We start from the raw sequence: 19,306 nt of genomic DNA, 5'->3' as shown, positions 1-19,306 counted from the left end.
CCTACGACTCGGTAGTCGGCGCCTCAGCGGTGCACGTCTCACAGCGGCCGAAGATCGCGAAGTGCTTCATGTCCGTCTCGAAGCCGAAGGTGTCGCGCAGCTTCGCGGTGAAGTCCGCCGCGACCTCGACATCCGCCTCGATCACATTCGTACAGTCCCGGCAGACCAGGTGGATGTGGTGGTGGCGGTCGGCGAGGTGGTAGGTGGGGGCGCCGTGGCCGAGGTGGGCGTGGGAGACCAGGTCGAGCTCTTCGAGGAGCTCCAGGGTGCGGTAGACGGTGGAGATGTTCACGCCGGACGCGGTCTTGCGCACCTCGGAGAGGATGTCGTCGGGCGTCGCGTGCTCAAGCTTGTCGACGGCTTCGAGGACAAGCTGGCGCTGGGGGGTCAGCCGGTAGCCGCGCTGCCGCAGGTCGCTCTTCCAGTCGGTGCTCACCACGGGTCCAGTGTAGGCGGGGGGCACCACTGCGGACGGGCTGCGTCCACAGAGGCAGCCCCGGCCGCGGGCCAGGGCCACCGGGAAGACGCTGCTGACTACTTGAAGAAGGTGATGCCGTCGTCGGGGAGGTCGCCGAGGTCCTTGGCCCATGCCTCGACCTGCTCCGGGGAGATGACCTTCTTCAGATGCGCCGACATGTACGGCCGCAGCGGGACCTCCGGTGTGGACTTCTCGCCCACCCACATCAGGTCGCCCTTCACATAGCCGTAGAGCCGCTTGCCACCGCTGTACGGGCCGGACGCCCTGGTGCGCGCCACCGCGTCCGTCACCAGGTCGATCTGCGGCTTCTGGTCGGCAAGCTCGCCGTACCAGACCTCGACGACGCCCTGGTCACGGACCATGACGATCTCGACCTTGCGGTCGGAGTCGATGCGCCAGTAACCGGACTCGGACTCCAGGGGCTTGACCTTGTTGCCCTCGGCGTCGAGGACCCAGGAGTGGGAGACGTACTCGACGAAGTCCCGGCCGTCGTGGCTGAAGGTGACGGACTGGCCGAAGTTGCACTTCTCGGCCCCCGGGAAATCGGAAACGCCCACACCCTCCCAGGTACCGAGGAGGAAGGCGAGGGGGACGAGGTCCGGGTTCAGGTCGGACGGAATCTCGATCATGAGCAGCTCTGGCGATCTGTAGAGATACGGGTGTGACTAGCGCTGACCCTGGTACAGCTTCTTCACGGCGAGACCGGTGAAGGCGAGCACGCCGACGCAGACCAGGACCAGCAGGGCTTCGAAGAATGCCTCAAGCACGGAGTGCTCCTCGGATGAGCGGGTGGGCAGTAAAGGGCCGGGGCCCAGCCTAATGGGTGGGAGCCCGGCCCTCTGCGTGAGGTGCGGCAAGCGGACCGGCGCTCTGGCGCGGCGGCGTTCTAGCCGAGGAGCTGGTTCTGCAGGACGACGGTCTGGTGGAAGGGGACGGCGGGCGCCGTGCCCTTCTTCGACTGGACGATCAGCGCGATCGTGTCGCCCGCCGTGATGTACGCGTGCCGGACGTGAAGGGGGCCACGGGGTGCCGCCTCGTCGTACACAACGTGCTCCGTCGAGGGGACCATCACTACGGACGGGTACGCCTCGTCGAACGGCGCGTTCTCCTCCACCCCGATGACCGGAAGGGTGGCATCCAGGTCCCCTCCGAGGTGATTGACGAAGAACGAGTCGGCGAAGGCGGACGACCGGAAGCGCACCAGGTAGATCCGGGTCGACGTGGAGTCCGGCATGGTCCAGCCGCGGGCCGCGATGTCGAGCAGACCCTCGTCGGTGAGGTCCTGCTTCATGCCGGCCCGGTCCTCCTCGGGGTACTCCGCGAGGAAACGGTCCGCCGACACCAGGTTCTTGCCGCCGCCCGCCGCCGGGACGGCCTTCGCGCCCTCGGGCGCCGGAAGCAGCAGCGCGCTCAGGCTCGCGTAGTGGATCCGGCCGGTGTTGCCCTTGTCGAACGGCAGCTCGGCACCTGCCGGAAGCACCGGCATCGTCAGCTTCGGATAGACCCAGCGGCCGTCGTTCTTGGTGCTGAGGCCGGGGACGTCGGTACGGGTCTGCTCGGTGATGCCGTACGCGACACCGGCACCGAGGGAGCCGAAGACGAGCACGGCCGCGGTCCAGCGGAGCGCGGCACGCAGCCCCCGGCGCTCGGGCTTGGGCGCGGGCTCGGGGACCGCCTCGGGGACCGCCTCGGGGACCGCCTCGGGCTCGGGCTCGGGCTCGGGCGCGGGCGCGGGCGGTGCCTCCGGCAGCGGGGGCATCGGCGGCGTCTCAGGCATCTGGCCGGTCACACGGACTCCCCGGGAGACTTCAGTAGGTCGAGCTGCTTGGAGAGCATCGTCGCTGCCTCAATGGTGTTGAGCGGCTTGACGCCGTACGCGGTCGCGCTCACCAGGACATCGCCCTGGTAGGCGCTGCAGAACATGGCGTCGAGCTTTTCCTTGGAGTTCTTGGGCATCAGGAAGCATCGGGCGTTCTTGTAGCCCTGGATCGCCGGGCCCTTGCGGAAGATGCCGAGAGCGCTCGCGAACTCGCTCTGGAAGTTGGCCAGTTCGCGGCCCTTCCCGGCGTTCTGGATCTGCGCGAGCCGCGTCTCGACGACGAGAGAGCCGTCGCCGATCCGGTAGCTGCGCATCGCGACACCCTGCAGCTTCAGCTTGTCGACAGCCTTGTTGCTCTTGTTGCGCTGGGCGGAGGGCAGATCGCGCGCGCCCTCCTTGAACACGGCGATGGCCTGCCTCTTGTTGAGGACGACGTCATTCCCGTACTCGCCGATGTCCGGGCCCAGTTCGTAGCCGTACGGCACCGGCAGCAGACTGGCGGCGAGTCCCTTGGGCTGCGCGGCCTTGGCGTTCCCCGCTGCCCCGCCCTTCGGATCCGCCCACACGACGGTGGGCGCGGTGCGGTCGGCTTCGCCGAGCCTGTCCAGCGCCAAGACGCTGCCGCCCGCGACGACCGCGAGGGCGAGCACCGCACAACCGCCCACGACCAGCCTGCGGTTGATGCGGCGGGGCTCCTTGGGGGTGGCGAGGATTTCCGGGGCCGATTCCCCGGCCTCCGACGTCCCAGGTGGGGCCGGCTGCTCGGTCACAGGCGCTCCAGCTGCTGCTTGGCGAGGGACATCACGGCCTTCGCGGAGACCTTGCGGATGTTGTTCAAGTATCTGATCTCCATGACGACATCACCGCGCTGGGCGATGACCCTGGCCTCGTAGAGCGGCTCGTATCCCGCCTGGCGGAAGGGCTTGTCGTAGACGTAGACCCGTCCGTTGCCGCTGCCGGGGATGGGCTCGCCGGTGTTTCCGGCGTAGTCGTCCAAGGACATGTAGGCCTGCTGGCCCATGCCCCAGTCGCGGGCGGCGAGGATGTCGTCGTCGCGGAACTGGATCAGGTTGACGGTGACGAAGACCTCGCCACGCTCCTCCCAGGAGGTCGTCGCGATCCGCCGAGGATCGTCGCTCACCATGTCCGCGAACATACGATCCGGCTTTTTGTAGCCCTGCGCGAACTCCACGAGGCTCGTCCAGCCCTCGGACAGCGACTTGTCGGCCTTGGCGCCTTTCGGCTTCTTCAGCAGCAGCTTGCGCAGATCACCGTCGGTCTTGACCCGGCGGTTCACATTGACCGACTGCGCGCTGGTGCCCGGGCCCGCCGGAACGGTCTTCGCATCACGCAGGTCCGGCTGCGACAGCGGCGGCAGCGGGGTCGGCTCACGGTCGAACTGGACGGCGTAACCGGTGACCACACCTGTGACCACACCGAGCACCGCCGCGCCCGCGATCAGCAGGGTCGTACGACCCCGCCTGCGCGGCGGGCGCGGCGGTTTCTGCCGCTCAGGACGAATTTCTGGCGTTTCCAAAAGGTCCCCCCACGGGACATGAGACACAGATTCCGTTACCTGTGCACAGCACAGACCACCGAGGTACGGAGGGGGTTGTGCGGCCCGGGATTACAGTTCGGGCATGTCGAAAAAGCTCGTGATCAAGGTGACCGCCGGCGCCGACGCGCCCGAACGCTGCTCGCAGGCCTTCACGGTGGCGGCCGTCGCCGTCGCCAGCGGCGTGGAGGTGTCGCTCTGGCTGACCGGCGAGTCCGCGTGGTTCGCGCTGCCGGGCCGGGCGGCGGAGTTCGAGCTGCCGCATGCGGCGCCGCTGGCCGATCTGATCGAGTCGATCCTGGCGGCGGGACAGATCACGCTCTGCACGCAGTGCGCGGCACGCCGGGACATCACGGAGAAGGATGTGCTCGACGGCGTACGGATCGCGGGCGCGCAGGTCTTCGTCAGCGAGATCATGCCGGACGGCGTCCAGGCGCTCGTCTACTGAGGGCTGCTGAAAGGGCGCCGGACAGCCTCTAGTGACGCTTCTTGCCGTCGAGCTCGTCCCACCACTCGTCGGACTTCGGGTCCCCGGACGGATCGTCCCACCAGCGGTCCCCCGGCCCGCGCGCATTGGCGACCATCGCGGCGATCGGCGGGATGACCATGGCGACGACGCACATGCCGACGGCGGCGGGGATCGACCACAGCCGCACGAAAGCCCAGGCGGACACGAACAGGACCAGGCATCCGCCCATCAACAGGAAGTAGGCGTGACGGCGCCGCGCGTACATACCTTCAGCGTACGACCGCGCACCGGGACGACCGAAGGGCCGCACCCTGTTCCAGGAAAGCGTCCAACCCCCTGGGGTGCGGCCCTTCGGCCAGTAAGCGGAGCTACGAGCTACCGGAATCCGACGGACGCCCGTCGCGGAGCGACTGATGTGACGTCGGCGCAGCGGCTCGAAGCCCGTGAGGCGCCCCGGCGCCGAGCGGTGCCAGAGGCGCGTCGAGAAATCAGACGGCGATGGCCACTTCAGCCAGGCCACCGGTCTGCGCGACGACCGTACGGTCCGCCGTGGCGCCCGGGACGAGCGCGCGCACCGTCCACGTGCCCTCGGCCGCGTAGAAGCGGAACTGTCCGGTCGCCGAGGTCGGGACCTCGGCGGTGAACTCACCGGTCGAGTCCAGCAGGCGCACGTAGCCGGTGACGGGCTCGCCGTCACGGGTCACACTGCCCTGGATGGTCGTCTCGCCGGGCTTGATCGTCGAAGCGTCGGGGCCGCCGGCCTTTGCTCCACACATAGAGGCTGTCCTTCGTGAGCGGGGAGGGAGGGGAGAGAGGGATTACTTGTTGGCGCCGAGCTCGATCGGCACGCCGACGAGGGAGCCGTACTCGGTCCAGGAGCCGTCGTAGTTCTTGACGTTCTGGACGCCGAGCAGCTCGTGCAGGACGAACCAGGTCAGCGCGGAGCGCTCACCGATGCGGCAGTACGCGATGGTGTCCTTCGCCAGGTCGACCTGCTCCTCGGCGTAGAGCGCCTTGAGCTCGTCGTCCGACTTGAAGGTGCCGTCGTCGTTGGCGTTCTTGGACCACGGGATGTTGCGCGCGGACGGGATGTGGCCCGGACGCTGCGACTGCTCCTGCGGGAGGTGCGCCGGGGCGAGCAGCTTGCCGCTGAACTCGTCGGGCGAGCGCACGTCGACCAGGTTCAGATTGCCGATCGCGGCGACGGCGTCGTCGCGGAAGGCGCGGATGGAGGTGTCCTGGGCCTTGGCCTTGTACTCGGTGGCCGGGCGGCCGGGGACCTCGGAGCCGTCGACCAGGTCTCGGGAGTCGAGCTCCCACTTCTTGCGGCCACCGTCGAGGAGCTTGACGCTGTCGTGGCCGTAGAGCTTGAAGTACCAGTAGGCGTACGAGGCGAACCAGTTGTTGTTGCCGCCGTAGAGGACGACGGTGTCGTCGTTGGCGATGCCCTTCGCCGAGAGGAGCTTCTCGAAGCCCTCCTGGTCGACGAAGTCACGACGGACCGGGTCCTGGAGGTCGCTCTTCCAGTCGATCCGGACGGCGTTCTTGATGTGGTTCTTGTCGTACGCGGCGGTGTCCTCGTCGACCTCGACGATGACGACCTTCGGGTCCTCGATGTGGGCCTCGACCCAGTCGGCGTCTACCAGGACGTCGCTGCGGCTCATGCTCTTTCTCCTCCGGGGCAGTGTGCGGCGGGTGGTGCGAAGAGAGGGTGTGCAGGTAGGCGCAGCGCGCGGCTTACCGGCACGAGGGGTGGCCCTGACAACACGTCGAAGGGCTCGGGGGATACGGGAGTCGCACTCCCGCTCAGAACGTGCGACAGAGCATGGCGGCGACGCGGCACAGGTCTACTGCCCGCCGCTTCGTGAGATCCGCCTGTCGCTTCATGTGTCCGATCGTAGGGACGGTTCGGCCGCCATGTCACCGGCGTGTCGGATACTGAGACGCGATCGTCCACTATATGGAACGAGACCGCACCCCGGACGGCTCCGGCCCGCCCCGGCCCCCGAATCCGCCCGCGTTCTTTCTACTCAGCGGACGGAGGCGTCTCACCATGCGGCCGGGATGCAGGCGGTCCGCCGGCTTTTCCGGCCTCCGGCCGTGTCCTCACAACGCCGGACGGGCTGAGATTCAGCCCGCCAGCGAGACGTTCGTGCCCCTGCCCGAGAAGCGCAGGCCCGCGTCCGTCGCCTCGACCTTGTCCAGCTTGATGCTGGACGGCATCCCGGCGATCTTCAGGTCGTAGTCGACAATCTGCCGCAGCTTCTCGTCGAAGCCCGGCAGCGGCAGCCTCGGCAGCGACTCGGCCTTCAGCTGGACCGTACTGCCGCCCCTGAGCCCGACCGTGCTGTACGCGGTGACCGTGCGGCCCTTGAGCAGGCCCTTGAACGCGCCGGGCACCTTGATGCCCGCGCCCTCCAGCAGGTCGGTGAGCGGCCCGGTGACCTTGACCTGGCCCTTCGCGGCCCGCTCGGGTCCCGCGTAGCTGACGGTGGCGCCCTGGGGCGCGGCCTTCGTCAGATCGGCGTAGGAGATCCGGGCGGAGCCGTCGGCCCGGTCCGCGACGGCGGAGGAGAAGCTGCTGTCGATCTTCACGCTGCGCAGCTCGGCCCTGACCTCGGTGACGTTGACCGAGCGGCCGCCCGCGCTGGCGGTGATGCCGGCGAGGCTGACGTCGACCTCGTCGAGTTCCTTGCCCACGACTTGGGTGAGGAAGGGGAAACCCTTGATCGAGATCTCGGGAGTCGAGCTCAGCCCCTGACTGCTCTTGATCTTGTCGGCCGCCTCGGACTCGGCCATGTTCACCGCGATCCGGTCCGCGGCGACGAAGATGCCGCCGAGGATCACGACGACGATCAGCAGTATTCGCAGTGCGCGCATTGCTCGGTGTCCCCCACCCTGTCCGTCCGGCCCCCCGTGACGCCGCGAGCCTAAACCAGTGCGGACGACGCCCTTCTGTCGAATGATCGACGATTGGCGCAAGGGCATTGGTTCCTGGCGGGGGAACCGCACAGGTCACACCCGGGCGCGGCTCACACCAGGGCGCGGCCGATCAGGTAGACGGCGGGGGCCGCGGCGGTCAGGGGCAGGGCCACACCCGCCGTCAGGTGGACGAAGCGGGAGGGGTAGTCGTAGCTCGCGACGCGCAGTCCGACCAGCGCGCAGACACCCGCGACGAGGCCGAGCAGCGCGCCCTCGGCGCCGATGCCGGTCAGACCGCCGCCCGCGATTCCGGCGCCTGCCGAGGCCAGCAGCGTGAGCGCGACGGATGCGACACCCGGCAGGGGCAGCGCGCGGGCCAGGACGGTCACGGCGACCGCGATCCCGCCGATGACCACGGCGTCCTCCGCGGCGGCGAGATGCCCGGTGGCGAGGATGGCGAGTGCCGCCGATGCGACGGTCGCCATCAGGCCGTACATCCGCTCGTCGGCGCCCGCGTGGCTGCGCAGCTGCAGTACGAGCGTGAGCAGCACCCAGACGCCGAGCGTGCCGATGATCGCGGCGGGCGCGTGCTCGCGGCCCACGGAGAGCAGTACGGCGTCGGCGGCGAGGCCGCCGGCGAAGGCGAGCGCGATGCCCTGCCGGGCGGGCCACATGCCGTTCAGCCGGAACCAGCCGGCGGCGGTGAGTGCCTGGAGCAGGACGAGCGGTACGAGCAGGGCGTACGGGCCGATGGCCGCGCACACCGCGAACAGCATTCCGAGGGCGGCGGTCAGCCCGGCGGGCTGCATTCCCGGCGGGATGATCGGCGAGCGTCCCTCGGCGCGGGCGCGCTGGGCGTCGGTGATCCGGGCGTTGCCGAGGGTGGTGGGGGCGCTGTATCCGTCGGCGGCGGCGGGCGGCACGTAGGCAGCCGCGGGGTCGGGCGCCGGGGCCGGGGCCTCCGGCGGCAGCGGGTAGGCGGCCTGCGGCGGGAGATACGCGGCCTCCGGGGCGGCAGGCTGCACGGGCTGCGTGGGCTGCACGACCGGCTGGTACTGCGTGTCCCAGGTCTCGGCATCCCAGGTCTGCGTGGCCCCCGAGTCGTAGACCGGCTGCTGGTAGGGGACCTGGTACCGCTGATGCTGATACGGCTGCTGCTCCGGGTACGGCTGCTGTTCCGGGTAGGGCTGCTGGTCCGGGTAGGGCTGCTGTTGCTGCCCGTAGGGATACTGCTGATCGCTGCTCATGTTGCGCGCTTCACCCTCCTGCGAACGGCGGGAGCACCTCGACCGTGCCGCCCTCGGCAAGCCGTACGGTCTCATGGCCGCGGGTGCCGACGGGGTCACCGTCGATGAGGAAGGAACACCGTTGAAGTACGCGCGTCAGTTCTCCGGGGTGTCGTTCACGCACGGCATCGAGCGCCTCGGCGAGCGTTCCCGCCGCGTACGGCTCCTCCGCGACTCCGGCCGCTGACTTGGCCGCGGCCCAGTAGCGGATCGTTCCCGCTGCCATGACGGCACTCCTTTCGTCGGCTTCCATGATGGGCTACGCGCGGATCAGCCAGTCGGCGAGGCGGGCCAGCAGCTCCTCGTCGGCCGCGTTCTCGGCATGTCCCATGCCCGGCTCCAGCCACAGTTCGGCGTCACCCGCCGCGGCCAGCATCCGGGGGTGGTCGACCGGGAAGTACGGGTCGCGGTCGCCGTGGACGATCAGCAGCGGGGTCGGCGCGATGAGTGGCACGGACTCCACCGGGGAGAGCGGGACCGGGTCCCAGACCTCGGGATGGATACGGGTGGCCAGGCCGTAGCGGCCGACGAGCCGGCCGAGCGGACGCGTAACCACCCAGTGCAGCCGCCGCATAGGGGCCGTACCGCGGTAATACCAACGAGCGGGAGCACTGACGGCGGCGACCGCGTCCGTGCGCGCCTCTCTGCGCCCCTCGTGCATCGCCGCGTGCCGCAGCACTACGGAGCCGCCAATGGAGAAACCGGCCGTCACCACCCTCGTGTGACCGAATCCACGCGCCCACTCGACCGCGGCCGCGAGATCGAGCACCTCGCGGTCGCCGACCGTGGAGCGCCCGCCGGAGCCTCCGTGGCCCCGGAAGGAGAAGGTGACCACGGCGGCACGCTGGGCGAACACGCGCGCGGCACGGCGTACGGACGGCCGGTCCACGGACCCCGTGAAACCGTGTGCGATGACGATCGCGGTCGCGCTGACACCCGCGCTGCACGGCTCGTACACAGCCTCGATACGGACGCCGTCAGCGGTCCGCAGGATTGCCCGCCGAGGACCGTCAGTGGTCGAGGAAGCGTCCGAAGTGTGAAATGGACCCTCTGACAGGGAACTCATGTGGGTTATTCTGCTGGGCAGAGGATCCGGGCAACGAAGCCCCCGGGTCCTTTTGTGTTTTCCGGCCGTTGTTACAGGCAGGTAAACAAAGGCTCTCAGGGCGCGGGAGCCACCGTACGAAGCAGTGCCGCAACGTCCTCGCAGGGACCGAGGAGGAACCGACGTTATGGGCGAGCGAACCGTGCACAACCGCAGGACGACCTGGGCAGGTGGGGCGCGATGAGCTCTCTGCTGCTCCTGACCAATGCCCTCCAGCCGTCGACGGAGGTGCTTCCCGCCCTCGGACTGCTCTTGCACAACGTCCGGGTGGCCCCGGCCGAGGGACCGGCTCTCGTCGACACCCCCGGTGCCGATGTGATCCTGGTCGACGGCCGCCGCGATCTGCCGCAGGTGCGGTCGCTGTGCCAGCTGCTGCGGTCCACCGGACCCGGCTGTCCACTGATCCTCGTCGTGACCGAGGGCGGTCTCGCGGCCGTCACCGCGGACTGGGGCATCGACGATGTGCTTCTCGACACAGCGGGTCCCGCCGAGGTCGAGGCGCGGCTGCGGCTGGCGATGGGCCGCCAGCAGATCACCTCGGACGACTCCCCCATGGAGATCCGCAACGGCGACCTGTCGGTGGACGAGGCGACCTACAGCGCGAAGCTGAAGGGCCGGGTCCTGGATCTGACCTTCAAGGAGTTCGAGCTCCTGAAGTACCTCGCGCAGCACCCGGGGCGCGTCTTCACCCGCGCGCAGCTCCTCCAGGAGGTCTGGGGCTACGACTACTTCGGCGGTACGCGCACGGTGGACGTGCACGTACGGCGGCTGCGCGCGAAGCTCGGCCCTGAGCACGAGTCGCTGATCGGGACCGTACGGAACGTGGGCTACCGCTTCGTCACACCGGAGAAGGTCGAACGCGCGGCCGAGGAGGCCAAGGCGAAAGCCGCGGCCGCGCTCGCCCGTACGGCCGCGGAAGCCGTAGTCCGTACGGACGAACCGGCAGAGGAGCATGAAGCAGCCGTACGCCCTGCCCAGAGGTAGGTCACCCCGCGTAGACTGCCGCGCGTGGCCAAGGTGACGCGGGACGATGTGGCGCGACTGGCGGGGACTTCGACCGCGGTCGTCAGCTATGTCATCAACAACGGACCCAGGCCGGTCGCCCCGGCCACGCGCGAGCGGGTACTCGCCGCGATCAAAGAGCTGGGCTACCGGCCAGACCGGGTCGCCCAGGCGATGGCATCGCGGCGGACCGACCTCATAGGCATGATCGTTCCGGACGCGCGGCAGCCGTTCTTCGCCGAGATGGCGCATGCGGTGGAACAGGCCGCGGCCGAGCGCGGAAAAATGGTCCTCGTCGGGAACTCCGACTACCGCGACGAGCGCGAGGTCCACTATCTGCGGGCCTTCCTCGGGATGCGGGTCTCCGGGCTGATCCTGGTCAGCCAGGGCCCCAGCGAGCGGGCAGCGGCCGAGATCGAGGCATGGGACGCGCGGGTCGTGCTCCTGCACGAGCGGCCCGAGGCGATCGACGACGTCGCCGTCGTGACGGACGACATCGGCGGCGCGCAGCTGGCGACCCGGCATCTGCTGGAGCACGGGCACGAGTACGTCGCCTGCCTCGGCGGCGTCGAGAACACCCCGGCGGTCGGCGACCCGGTCGCGGACCACGTCGAGGGCTGGCGGCGGGCGATGCTGGAATCCGGCCGGCCTGTCGAGGGCCGGTTGTTTCAGGCCCCCTACAACCGCTACGACGCGTATCTCGTCGCCCTCAAACTGCTCGCCGGGCCCGACAGGCCGCCGGCGATCTTCTGCTCGACGGACGACCAGGCGATCGGTGTACTGCGGGCGGCGCGGGAGCTGCGGATAGACGTCCCGGGCGAGCTCGCCGTCGCGGGCTTCGACGACGTCAAGGAGGCGGCGCTCACGGACCCGCCGCTGACGACGGTCTCCTCGGACCGCCCGGCGATGGCGCGGGCGGCGGTGGACCTGGTGCTGGACGACGGCCTTCGGGTGGTGGGGTCCCGCCGGGAGAGAGTGAAGCAGTTCCCGTCGGGGTTGGTGATCCGGCGGTCGTGCGGGTGCGTGTAGGGCTCGCGCGGGGGTTCGGGGTGCGGGCGGTTTTGTCCCCCACCCCGCCCCTTCCCTGAACTGGGGGCTGCGCCCCCAGTCCCCTGCCGGGGGGAGGTTACCCACACCCCCGAGGCGGCAGCTTCGCGCCGTGGGACGGTTCGCCCGCGAAGCCACCCACCGGAGAGCAACCACCAAAGCCCCCTGGCCCCACGGCACCCACGACCCCTGGAAACACTTCTGTCGGGCTTCTCAGCGCACCCTCAGGTCGCTCTCATCTACAGGACCGACAGTAAGCGCCATGACGGACAACTACAGCTACCCGCAGCAGCCCCAGCCGCCGCAGCACCAGCCGTACGACTCGGGCGTCTACCCCCCGCCCCCGTCCCATGTGCCCGCCCCCGCGCCCCCGCGGGCCAAGGCCAAGCGGCCCGTCGCGCTCATCGCCGCCGTCGCCATCGCCGCCGCGGTCGTCGGCGGCGGCGCCTCCGCGCTCGTTCAGCAGCTCACCGACAGCAACACCGGCAGCAGCGGCTCCGCCGTCCCCGGCACCACCGTCGCCCAGAGCAGCAAGGGCACCGTCGCCGGTGTCGCCCAGGCCGTCTCGCCGAGCATCGTGGAGATCAACGCGACCTCCAACGCCGGGCAGTCCACCGGATCCGGCGTGATCATCACCGCCGACGGCGAGATCATCACCAACAACCACGTCATCGCCGGGGCCGAGTCCGTGAAGGTCCGGCTCAGCAGCGGCAAGACGTACACCGCCAAGGTCGTCGGCACCGACCCCGACAAGGATCTCGCCCTGATCAAGCTGGAGGGGGCGAGCGGCCTCAAGGCCGCGGCACTCGGCGACTCCAGCAAGGTCGCGGTCGGCGACGAGGTCGTGGCGATCGGCTCGCCCGAGGGTCTGACGGGCACCGTCACCAGCGGAATCGTCTCCGCCCTGAACCGCGACGTGACCGTCGCCAAACAGCAGGACCCGGGTCAGCAGCAGGACCCCCGCCAGGGCTGGCCCTTCGAGTTCGGCGGGCAGCAGTTCAACGGCGACACGGGCTCGTCGAAGACGACGTACAAGGCGATCCAGACCGACGCCTCCCTCAACCCCGGCAATTCGGGCGGCGCCCTGATCAACATGAACGGCGAGATCATCGGCATCAACTCCGCGATGTACTCGCCCAGTTCGACCACGGGCTCCACCGCGGGCAGCGTCGGGCTCGGCTTCGCCATCCCCGTCAACACCGTCAAGGCCGACCTGGACGACCTGCGCTCCGGTGACAACAGCTGAGCGCGTGCGAGGCTGAAGCCATGACGACCCCCCGCGAAGGCGAACGCATCCTCATCGTCGACGACGAGCCCGCCGTCCGTGAGGCGCTCCAGCGCTCGCTCGCCTTCGAGGGGTACGGGACAGAGGTCGCCGTCGACGGCGTCGACGCCCTCACGCGGGCCGAGGCGTACGCACCCGACCTGATCGTCCTCGACATCCAGATGCCCCGGATGGACGGCCTGACCGCGGCCCGCCGGCTGCGCGCCGCCGGGTCCACGACGCCGATCCTGATGCTGACCGCGCGGGACACCGTCGGCGACCGGGTGACCGGGCTCGATGCGGGCGCCGACGACTATCTGGTCAAGCCGTTCGAGCTGGACGAGCTGTTCGCCCGGATCCGCGCGCTGCTGCGGCGCAGCTCGTACGCGACGACGGCGGGCGCGGCGATCGACGACGACGTACTGGCCTTCGCCGATCTGCGGATGGACCTGGCGACCCGCGAGGTCCACCGCGGCACGCGCCGGGTGGAGCTGACCCGTACCGAATTCACGCTGCTCGAGATGTTCCTGGCGCATCCGCGTCAGGTGCTGACCCGTGAGCAGATTCTCAAGGCTGTGTGGGGCTTCGACTTCGAGCCCAGTTCGAATTCGCTGGATGTGTATGTGATGTATCTGCGGCGCAAGACGGAGGCGGCCGGGGAGCCCCGCCTGGTCCACACGGTGCGCGGCGTGGGGTACGCGCTGCGGTCGGGCGGCCCGGAGTGATCGGTAAGTTCCGTGCGCTGCCGCTGCGGTCGCGGCTGGCGCTGCTGGTGGCGGTCGCCGTTGCGGTGGCGGTCGCCGCCGTCTCCACGGCGTGCTGGTTCGTCGTACGCGGCAAGCTGTACGACGAGATCGACTCCAGGCTGAAGGCCGAGAACGCTCCCCTGCGGGCCGACCAGATCGCCCTCGCACTGCAAGAGTGCTCACAGACCCCGGCGGCCCGGACCGGCTACCGGCCCAAGCCGCTCGGGTACCTCCAGCTCGTCCGGGGCGGCAGCGACAAACCGTGCGTCTCCCTCGATGCGGCGGGCACCATCAAGGTGGAAAGCACTGACCAGGACGTGGCCCAGAACGCCGACCCGACCGTCTGGACCTTCCGCAACGGCACGGACACCCGAGGCAACGACGTCCGTGTGCTCACTGTCGCAGCCGTCGTACAGGGTCCGGCCAATGGCGTCGTCCCGAACACGGCCCTGATGATCGGGTACCCCCTCAAGGAAACCGAAGGCACCCTCAACGATCTCGCCCTCCTGCTCCTCATCGTCTCCGGCATCGGTGTCGTCGGCGCGGGTCTCGCCGGCCTGTGGGTCGCGCGGACCGGGCTCAAGCCCGTCGACCGGCTCACCGGGGCCGTCGAGCATGTCGCCCGTACCGAGGATCTGACCGTGCGCATCCCGGTCGAGGGCGAGGACGAGATCGCCCGGCTGTCGCGCTCCTTCAACTCGATGACCGCCGCGCTCGCCAGTTCCCGCGACCGGCAGGCGCAGCTGATCGCGGACGCCGGGCACGAGTTGCGTACGCCGCTGACCTCGCTGCGTACGAATATCGAGCTGCTGGCGCGCAGCGACGCGACGGGCCGGGCGATCCCGCCCGCGGACCGGGCCGCGCTGATGGCCTCGGTCAAGGCGCAGATGACGGAACTGGCCGCGCTCATCGGCGACTTGCAGGAGCTCTCGCGTCCCGATGCGGTGGACCGGGGGCCGCTGAAGGTGGTCGCCCTGCACGAGATCGCTCAGGCCGCGCTGGAGCGGGCCCGGCTGCGCGGTCCGGAGCTGAGTTTCGAGGCCGAGCTGTCGCCCTGGTACGTACGGGCGGAGCCGGCCGCGCTGGAGCGGGCGCTGGTCAATGTCCTGGACAACGCGGTGAAGTTCTCGCCGCCGGGCGGGACGGTCGAGGTCGGACTGCGCCAGGGCGAGCTGACCGTGCGGGATCACGGTACGGGCATTCCGCCTGATGAACTCCCGCATGTCTTCGAGCGGTTCTGGCGCTCGCCGTCGGCCCGTGCGCTGCCCGGCTCGGGGCTCGGGCTCTCGATCGTGGCCCGAACGGTGCAGCAGTCGGGCGGTGAGATCTCGCTGGGCCCGGCGGCGGGCGGCGGTACTCGCGCCGTGATCCGCCTGCCGGGCGCGGCGACCCCACCGCCCGGTGACTAGGCCCTGTCCGGCCGATCTTGCCGGGCTCGATCGACCGGACAGGACCTAGTTGTGCCTGATCAGTGAATCGACCAGCCCCGAGCGGGTGTTGGGGAAGTCCAGCGGCACGATGCCGAGCCCCTTCCAGCCGCTCGCCTCAGAGCCGTTGATAAAGGAGTGGACCCTGGGGTTGAGGTTGTCGGAGTTCCAGCGCGGCGGCAGATACGCGGAGGTGCTGACGAAGTTGATGAACAGCTTCCCGGGCTGCTGGGCCGCCTTGCGGAAGTGCGCCTCGATCTTGGGGTACTTGGCGTTGGGCGCGGCGTTCCAGTCGTCCTGGATGTCGAACACCCCGCTGTCCCACCATTTGACGCCGGGCAGTCCCCCGTTGTCGGCGATGAGGACGACCTTGCCGCGGGCCTCGCCCAGCGACGGCAGTCCGTCGCCGATGCGGAACAGCGGGCGCCAGCCCTTGGTGTCGAGGTAGGTGTCGAAGACGCGGCGGAAGGTCGCGTCGCTCTCCTGCGAGTACTCCTGCTTGACGCGCATGAGGACCGTCTCGGAGGGGTGGGCGTTCAGGAAGTCCCGGCAGGCGATGAGCACATCGCCGAACATCAGGTTCTGGTAGGCCGCGCCGTGGTGGATGGCGAACGAGTCACCGGTGACCCGGCACCGTACGTCCAGAAACCGGATGCCGCTGTTCAACTGGTCGGCGATGGTGGTGTTCTGGCACTCGGCCCAGAGCCCGCCGAAGCGCGCGCCCGAGTCGTGGGTGCCGGGGATCGTCAGCCGCGCGAGGGCGGTGCTGTCCGCGCTGCCCGACATCCAGTCCTGCGCGGACAGGGTGCGGCGGGGTGCGGCGAAGGCGGGGGGTGCGCCGATGAGTGCGGTGGCGGAGACAGCTGCCGCGCCCGCGAGAAAGCTCCGTCGGTCCATGGTCCGGGATTATGGCGGGGTCACGTCAAGAAGCACAGGCTCAGGACTGGCCAGTAACCAACGGCTGAATCAGGCCGTGTCCGGGAATGCCGGTGGGGCGGCAGCCCCGTGGCCCGCCGCCCCACCGTCCCGCCGAGTTCTGCTACTTCACGACGGAGATCCGGCCCATCGCCGGCGGCGCCAGCGGCGCGCTCGCGCTGGAGTGCGCGGCCAGGTAGGCGATGAGGATGTCCAGGTCGGAGGCGCCGACGAGCTTGTTCTTGTGCTCCTTGAGCACCGGGAAGCCGTCACCGCCGCCCGCCAGGAACTCGTTCATCGCGACCCGGTAGGTCTTCGCCGGGTCGATCGCCTCGCCGTTGAGCTTGACCGAGGAGTCGACGATCCGGTCGGCGCCGGTCTTCGTCAGATCCAGGGTGTAGGTGAAGCCCTTCGACACCTGGAGGATCTTCGGGGCCGCCTGATTCGCGCCACTGACCTGCTGCTTGAGCGCGGTGATCAGCTGCGCGCCGGTCAGGTCGACGACATTCATCATGTTGGTGAAGGGCTGCACGGTGAATGCCTCGCCGTACGTCACCACACCGTCGCCCTCACTGCCGGACGCCTTGTGAACCAGGCCCGCCCGGATGCCGCCCGGGTTCATGAAGGCGATCTGCGCGCCCCCCTTGTCCGCCGGGGCGAGACCCTCCTGCTGCGCGTCCGCGATCAGATCGCCCAGCGGCTTCTCGGCCGCGTCGAGGGGGTTCTCGATGTCGGCGGAGATGTAGCCGACGGGGCGGCTCGCGATCGGCGCGGCCAGCTTGTTCCACCGCTGGATCAGCGCCGTCATGTCCTCGGCCTTGGCCACGTCACGGGTGACGACGTGGTTCGCGGAGGCCACGGCCGTACGGACGATGTCGTTGGTACGACGGTCGTAGGTGAGCGTCGTGTCGGTGTAGAGCTTGCCGAACGAGGCGGCCGAGGTGACCGTGCGCGGCTTGCCGGACGGGTCCGGGATGGTGCACGCGTACGCCTGGTGGGTGTGGCCCGTCACCAGGGCGTCGACCTGCGGGCTGACCTTCTTGGCGATCTCGACGATCGGGCCCGAGACGCCGTCGCCGGGGCCGGGGCTGTCGCAGTTGTAGTTGTACGACGTGGAGGCGGGCATGCCGCCCTCGTGGATCAGGGCGACGATCGACTTGACGCCCTTGCGCTCAAGCACCTTGGTGTACTTGTTGATCGTCTCGACCTCGTCGCCGAACTTCAGGCCCTTGACGCCCTCGGCGGTGACGACGTTCGGCGTGCCCTCCAGGGTCACCCCGATGAAGCCGATCTTGACCCCGTTCTTCTTCCAGATGAAGTAGGGGTCGAGCAGCGGCTTGCCGGTCTTCTCCTTCGTCACGTTGGCGGCGAGATACGGGAAGTCCGCGCCCTCGAACGTCGTGCCCGACTCGTAGCAGCCGTCGGTCTTGTGACAGCCGCCGTTCTGCATCCGGGCGAGCTCGCGGGCGCCCTCGTCGAACTCGTGGTTGCCGACGGAGGTGACGTCGAGCTTGAGCTTGTTCAGCGCCTCGATGGTCGGCTCGTCGTGGAAGAGCCCTGAGAGCAACGGCGAGGCGCCGATCATGTCGCCCGCGGCGGCGGTGATTGAGTACCTGTTGTCCTTGCGGGCCTCGCGCAGATGCGTGGCGAGGTACTCGACCCCACCCGCGTCGATGGTCTTGGTCGTGCCGTCCTCATTGGTGTGGGTGACACGCCCGGCCGAGCCGGCGGGCGGCTCCAGGTTTCCGTGCAAGTCGTTGAAGGACAGCAGCTGTACGTCCACGGTGCGGCCGTATCCATGGCCGTGTCCGTGTCCGTGGCCGCTCTCCTGGGCGCCTGCGGGCATCGCGGCGACCAGCGCGCCGACGGTGGTCAGCCCGGCGAGTGCGGCGAGTACGCGGCGGCGGGTCTTGTGCGGTGTCGCTGACATCTGTCCCCTTGTCAGTTTCAGCGTGGCGTAAGGGAATGCGAGCGGCAGCCTAGAGTCAACGCGCGTAGCGCGACAGGGGTATCCGGGTTACGACCAGATTGCTTTCGCGCCAGATTGGGCGGATCTTCGCACCACGGGTCAAAATGCCGAACCCCGCAGATCCCGCGGCCGCCACCTCCCGCCGTACGCTCGACACATGACCACTGACGCAGTGTTTCCGGAGCCCGGTCGGCAGATCCAGACCGTGGACGAGCTCAGCCCCGAGCAGGCCGAAGCCGTGCTCGGCATGCTCGCCGAAGCCGCCCGCGCCGATGGGATGCAGGCCGTCTCCGAGCAGGGCCGGCTGCAGCTGCGCGGCGGAAAGCGGGAGGGCGTGCGGCATCTGCTGCTCACCGTCGGGGGCGAGCTGGTCGGATACGCGCAGCTGGAGGACACCGACCCCGTCGAGGCCCCGGCCGCCGAACTGGTCGTGCACCCCGGGCACCGGGGACGCGGCCACGGGCGGGCACTGGGCAGCGCGTTGCTGGGTGCCTCCGGCAAGCGGCTGCGGGTGTGGGCGCACGGAGGGAAGTCCGCCGCGCGGCATCTCGCGCAGGTGCTCGGGCTGACCCTCTTCCGCGAACTGCGCCAGCTGCGGCGGCCGTTGAGCCTGCTGGACATTCCCGAGCCGGTGTTCCCGGCCGGCGTGACCGTACGCACCTTCGTGCCCGGACAGGACGACGCCGCCTGGCTCGCCCTCAACGCCGCGGCCTTCGCCCACCACCCCGAGCAGGGCTCGCTCACCCAGCGGGACCTCGACGACCGCAAGGCCGAGCCCTGGTTCGACCCGAAGGGTTTCTTCCTGGCCGAGCGCGGCGGGGAGCTCATCGGCTTCCACTGGACGAAGGTGCACGCCGAGGAGCACCTCGGCGAGGTGTACGTCGTCGGCATCCGGCCCGACGCCCAGGGCGGCGGCCTCGGCAAGGCCCTCACCGCGATCGGGCTGCGGCATCTCGCCGCGCAGGGGCTGCCGACCGCGATGCTCTACGTCGACGCGGACAATGCGGCGGCGCTGAGCGTGTACGAACGCCTCGGCTTCACGACGCACGAAGTGGATCTCATGTACCGCACGGAGTCCTGAGGACGGGCACCGCACAGCGGCGCGGCCGGGCCCGGTCGCCGGGTGCCGGACGCGGCCCGCTGTGCAGTCCCCTCGGTCACCGGGCGGGCCGCTGCGCCTCGTCCTCAACCGCCTGACGGGCTTGCCATGGCCGCCCGGCGCCAGCATCCTGGCTGCTGCGCGGGCGCCACGGCCGCCACACCCCGTAACGGGGGCCGCCGGGCACGGGGAATCGCCCCCGC

Annotated in this window: 22 protein-coding genes; 7 read left to right on the top strand and 15 right to left on the bottom strand. The window is 69.7% G+C overall.

What is annotated here, in order from left to right:
• Nucleotide 1: 1 nt before the first annotated feature.
• From OG905_RS21820 to OG905_RS21800, 5 genes are all read right to left on the bottom strand, one after another.
• Complete coding sequence (locus OG905_RS21820; RefSeq protein ID WP_328675498.1) at nt 2-439, bottom strand: Fur family transcriptional regulator; 438 nt, start codon at nt 437-439, stop codon at nt 2-4.
• Between the two features lie 95 nt (nt 440-534).
• Entirely contained in the window at nt 535-1,107 is a 573-nt protein-coding gene (locus OG905_RS21815) for an FABP family protein (protein ID WP_328675497.1), read from the bottom strand.
• A gap of 257 nt (nt 1,108-1,364) precedes the next feature.
• Nucleotides 1,365-2,267, bottom strand: coding sequence for a hypothetical protein (locus tag OG905_RS21810; protein ID WP_328675494.1), 903 nt, complete (start codon nt 2,265-2,267; stop codon nt 1,365-1,367).
• The gene (locus OG905_RS21805) at nt 2,264-3,067 is read right to left on the bottom strand and encodes a hypothetical protein (protein WP_328675492.1); all 804 of its coding nucleotides are present in this window, start codon (nt 3,065-3,067) and stop codon (nt 2,264-2,266) included. Before OG905_RS21805 ends, OG905_RS21810 begins: the two co-directional genes overlap by 4 nt.
• Nucleotides 3,064-3,834, bottom strand: a complete 771-nt coding sequence (locus OG905_RS21800) for a hypothetical protein (protein WP_328675490.1) — start codon at nt 3,832-3,834, stop codon at nt 3,064-3,066. Before OG905_RS21800 ends, OG905_RS21805 begins: the two co-directional genes overlap by 4 nt.
• 103 nt (nt 3,835-3,937) lie before the next feature.
• On the opposite strand from OG905_RS21800, the gene OG905_RS21795 reads away from it, so the two are divergent.
• Nucleotides 3,938-4,300: a DsrE family protein gene (locus OG905_RS21795; RefSeq protein WP_328675489.1), complete on the top strand. Its 363-nt coding sequence runs from the start codon at nt 3,938-3,940 to the stop codon at nt 4,298-4,300.
• A 28-nt stretch (nt 4,301-4,328) separates the two neighbouring features.
• On the opposite strand, the gene OG905_RS21790 is transcribed toward OG905_RS21795, so the two are convergent.
• From OG905_RS21790 to OG905_RS21760, 8 genes are all read right to left on the bottom strand, one after another.
• On the bottom strand, nt 4,329-4,586 hold the full coding sequence (locus OG905_RS21790; RefSeq protein WP_328675486.1) for a DUF3099 domain-containing protein: 258 nt from the start codon (nt 4,584-4,586) through the stop codon (nt 4,329-4,331).
• Between the two features lie 223 nt (nt 4,587-4,809).
• On the bottom strand, nt 4,810-5,097 hold the full coding sequence (locus tag OG905_RS21785; RefSeq protein WP_142217934.1) for a DUF1416 domain-containing protein: 288 nt from the start codon (nt 5,095-5,097) through the stop codon (nt 4,810-4,812).
• 42 nt (nt 5,098-5,139) lie between these two features.
• Nucleotides 5,140-5,985, bottom strand: coding sequence for a sulfurtransferase (locus OG905_RS21780; RefSeq protein WP_328675482.1), 846 nt, complete (start codon nt 5,983-5,985; stop codon nt 5,140-5,142).
• Nucleotides 5,986-6,127: 142 nt separating this feature from the next.
• Complete coding sequence (locus OG905_RS39180; protein ID WP_350310325.1) at nt 6,128-6,208, bottom strand: putative leader peptide; 81 nt, start codon at nt 6,206-6,208, stop codon at nt 6,128-6,130.
• Nucleotides 6,209-6,451: 243 nt separating this feature from the next.
• On the bottom strand, nt 6,452-7,201 hold the full coding sequence (locus tag OG905_RS21775) for an LmeA family phospholipid-binding protein (protein WP_328675481.1): 750 nt from the start codon (nt 7,199-7,201) through the stop codon (nt 6,452-6,454).
• A 152-nt stretch (nt 7,202-7,353) separates the two neighbouring features.
• Complete coding sequence (locus tag OG905_RS21770) at nt 7,354-8,490, bottom strand: hypothetical protein (RefSeq protein ID WP_328675479.1); 1,137 nt, start codon at nt 8,488-8,490, stop codon at nt 7,354-7,356.
• 10 nt (nt 8,491-8,500) lie between these two features.
• On the bottom strand, nt 8,501-8,755 hold the full coding sequence (locus OG905_RS21765) for a MoaD/ThiS family protein (RefSeq protein WP_328675476.1): 255 nt from the start codon (nt 8,753-8,755) through the stop codon (nt 8,501-8,503).
• Nucleotides 8,756-8,788: 33 nt separating this feature from the next.
• Entirely contained in the window at nt 8,789-9,595 is an 807-nt protein-coding gene (locus OG905_RS21760; protein ID WP_328675474.1) for an alpha/beta hydrolase, read from the bottom strand.
• 219 nt (nt 9,596-9,814) lie between these two features.
• Here OG905_RS21760 and OG905_RS21755 point away from each other — a divergent pair, with 219 nt between their 5' ends.
• The 5 genes from OG905_RS21755 to OG905_RS21735 all read left to right on the top strand — a co-directional run bounded on the left by OG905_RS21755 (nt 9,815) and on the right by OG905_RS21735 (nt 15,102).
• Complete coding sequence (locus OG905_RS21755) at nt 9,815-10,618, top strand: response regulator transcription factor (RefSeq protein ID WP_328675472.1); 804 nt, start codon at nt 9,815-9,817, stop codon at nt 10,616-10,618.
• 24 nt (nt 10,619-10,642) lie between these two features.
• Entirely contained in the window at nt 10,643-11,665 is a 1,023-nt protein-coding gene (locus OG905_RS21750; protein WP_328675469.1) for a LacI family DNA-binding transcriptional regulator, read from the top strand.
• Nucleotides 11,666-11,945: 280 nt separating this feature from the next.
• A complete protein-coding gene (locus tag OG905_RS21745; RefSeq protein ID WP_328675468.1) occupies nt 11,946-12,929 on the top strand; it encodes a S1C family serine protease in 984 nt (327 codons plus the stop codon).
• Between the two features lie 20 nt (nt 12,930-12,949).
• A complete protein-coding gene (locus OG905_RS21740) occupies nt 12,950-13,672 on the top strand; it encodes a response regulator transcription factor (RefSeq protein WP_328675466.1) in 723 nt (240 codons plus the stop codon).
• Nucleotides 13,669-15,102 (top strand): sensor histidine kinase, encoded by a 1,434-nt coding sequence (locus tag OG905_RS21735; RefSeq protein WP_328675464.1) that lies wholly within the window; start codon nt 13,669-13,671, stop codon nt 15,100-15,102. Before OG905_RS21740 ends, OG905_RS21735 begins: the two co-directional genes overlap by 4 nt.
• Before the next feature lie 45 nt (nt 15,103-15,147).
• On the opposite strand, the gene OG905_RS21730 is transcribed toward OG905_RS21735, so the two are convergent.
• Both OG905_RS21730 and OG905_RS21725 read right to left on the bottom strand, forming a co-directional pair.
• The gene (locus tag OG905_RS21730) at nt 15,148-16,017 is read right to left on the bottom strand and encodes a phosphatidylinositol-specific phospholipase C (protein ID WP_328675462.1); all 870 of its coding nucleotides are present in this window, start codon (nt 16,015-16,017) and stop codon (nt 15,148-15,150) included.
• Nucleotides 16,018-16,159: 142 nt separating this feature from the next.
• On the bottom strand, nt 16,160-17,965 hold the full coding sequence (locus tag OG905_RS21725; protein WP_328675460.1) for a bifunctional metallophosphatase/5'-nucleotidase: 1,806 nt from the start codon (nt 17,963-17,965) through the stop codon (nt 16,160-16,162).
• 196 nt (nt 17,966-18,161) lie between these two features.
• Here OG905_RS21725 and mshD point away from each other — a divergent pair, with 196 nt between their 5' ends.
• Nucleotides 18,162-19,085, top strand: a complete 924-nt coding sequence (mshD, locus tag OG905_RS21720) for a mycothiol synthase (RefSeq protein ID WP_328675458.1) — start codon at nt 18,162-18,164, stop codon at nt 19,083-19,085.
• Nucleotides 19,086-19,306: the final 221 nt, after the last annotated feature.

The sequence above is a fragment of the Streptomyces sp. NBC_00322 genome (assembly GCF_036147535.1).
Classification (GTDB): Bacteria; Actinomycetota; Actinomycetes; order Streptomycetales; family Streptomycetaceae; genus Streptomyces.
Note: the sequence above shows the minus strand (reverse complement) of the source record. Positions and strands in the feature narration are given on the sequence as shown.

What these genes read in the sequence shown, in the direction of transcription:
- OG905_RS21765 (WP_328675476.1), bottom strand. Translation starts at nt 8,755, where the DNA reads ATGGCAGCGGGAACGATCCGCTACTGGGCCGCGGCCAAGTCAGCGGCC.
- OG905_RS21745 (WP_328675468.1), top strand. Translation starts at nt 11,946, where the DNA reads ATGACGGACAACTACAGCTACCCGCAGCAGCCCCAGCCGCCGCAGCAC.
- OG905_RS21740 (WP_328675466.1), top strand. Translation starts at nt 12,950, where the DNA reads ATGACGACCCCCCGCGAAGGCGAACGCATCCTCATCGTCGACGACGAG.
- OG905_RS21775 (WP_328675481.1), bottom strand. Translation starts at nt 7,201, where the DNA reads ATGCGCGCACTGCGAATACTGCTGATCGTCGTCGTGATCCTCGGCGGC.
- OG905_RS21755 (WP_328675472.1), top strand. Translation starts at nt 9,815, where the DNA reads ATGAGCTCTCTGCTGCTCCTGACCAATGCCCTCCAGCCGTCGACGGAG.
- OG905_RS39180 (WP_350310325.1), bottom strand. Translation starts at nt 6,208, where the DNA reads ATGAAGCGACAGGCGGATCTCACGAAGCGGCGGGCAGTAGACCTGTGC.
- OG905_RS21790 (WP_328675486.1), bottom strand. Translation starts at nt 4,586, where the DNA reads ATGTACGCGCGGCGCCGTCACGCCTACTTCCTGTTGATGGGCGGATGC.
- OG905_RS21770 (WP_328675479.1), bottom strand. Translation starts at nt 8,490, where the DNA reads ATGAGCAGCGATCAGCAGTATCCCTACGGGCAGCAACAGCAGCCCTAC.
- OG905_RS21815 (WP_328675497.1), bottom strand. Translation starts at nt 1,107, where the DNA reads ATGATCGAGATTCCGTCCGACCTGAACCCGGACCTCGTCCCCCTCGCC.
- OG905_RS21760 (WP_328675474.1), bottom strand. Translation starts at nt 9,595, where the DNA reads ATGAGTTCCCTGTCAGAGGGTCCATTTCACACTTCGGACGCTTCCTCG.
- OG905_RS21780 (WP_328675482.1), bottom strand. Translation starts at nt 5,985, where the DNA reads ATGAGCCGCAGCGACGTCCTGGTAGACGCCGACTGGGTCGAGGCCCAC.
- mshD (WP_328675458.1), top strand. Translation starts at nt 18,162, where the DNA reads ATGACCACTGACGCAGTGTTTCCGGAGCCCGGTCGGCAGATCCAGACC.
- OG905_RS21785 (WP_142217934.1), bottom strand. Translation starts at nt 5,097, where the DNA reads ATGTGTGGAGCAAAGGCCGGCGGCCCCGACGCTTCGACGATCAAGCCC.
- OG905_RS21795 (WP_328675489.1), top strand. Translation starts at nt 3,938, where the DNA reads ATGTCGAAAAAGCTCGTGATCAAGGTGACCGCCGGCGCCGACGCGCCC.
- OG905_RS21730 (WP_328675462.1), bottom strand. Translation starts at nt 16,017, where the DNA reads ATGGACCGACGGAGCTTTCTCGCGGGCGCGGCAGCTGTCTCCGCCACC.
- OG905_RS21725 (WP_328675460.1), bottom strand. Translation starts at nt 17,965, where the DNA reads ATGTCAGCGACACCGCACAAGACCCGCCGCCGCGTACTCGCCGCACTC.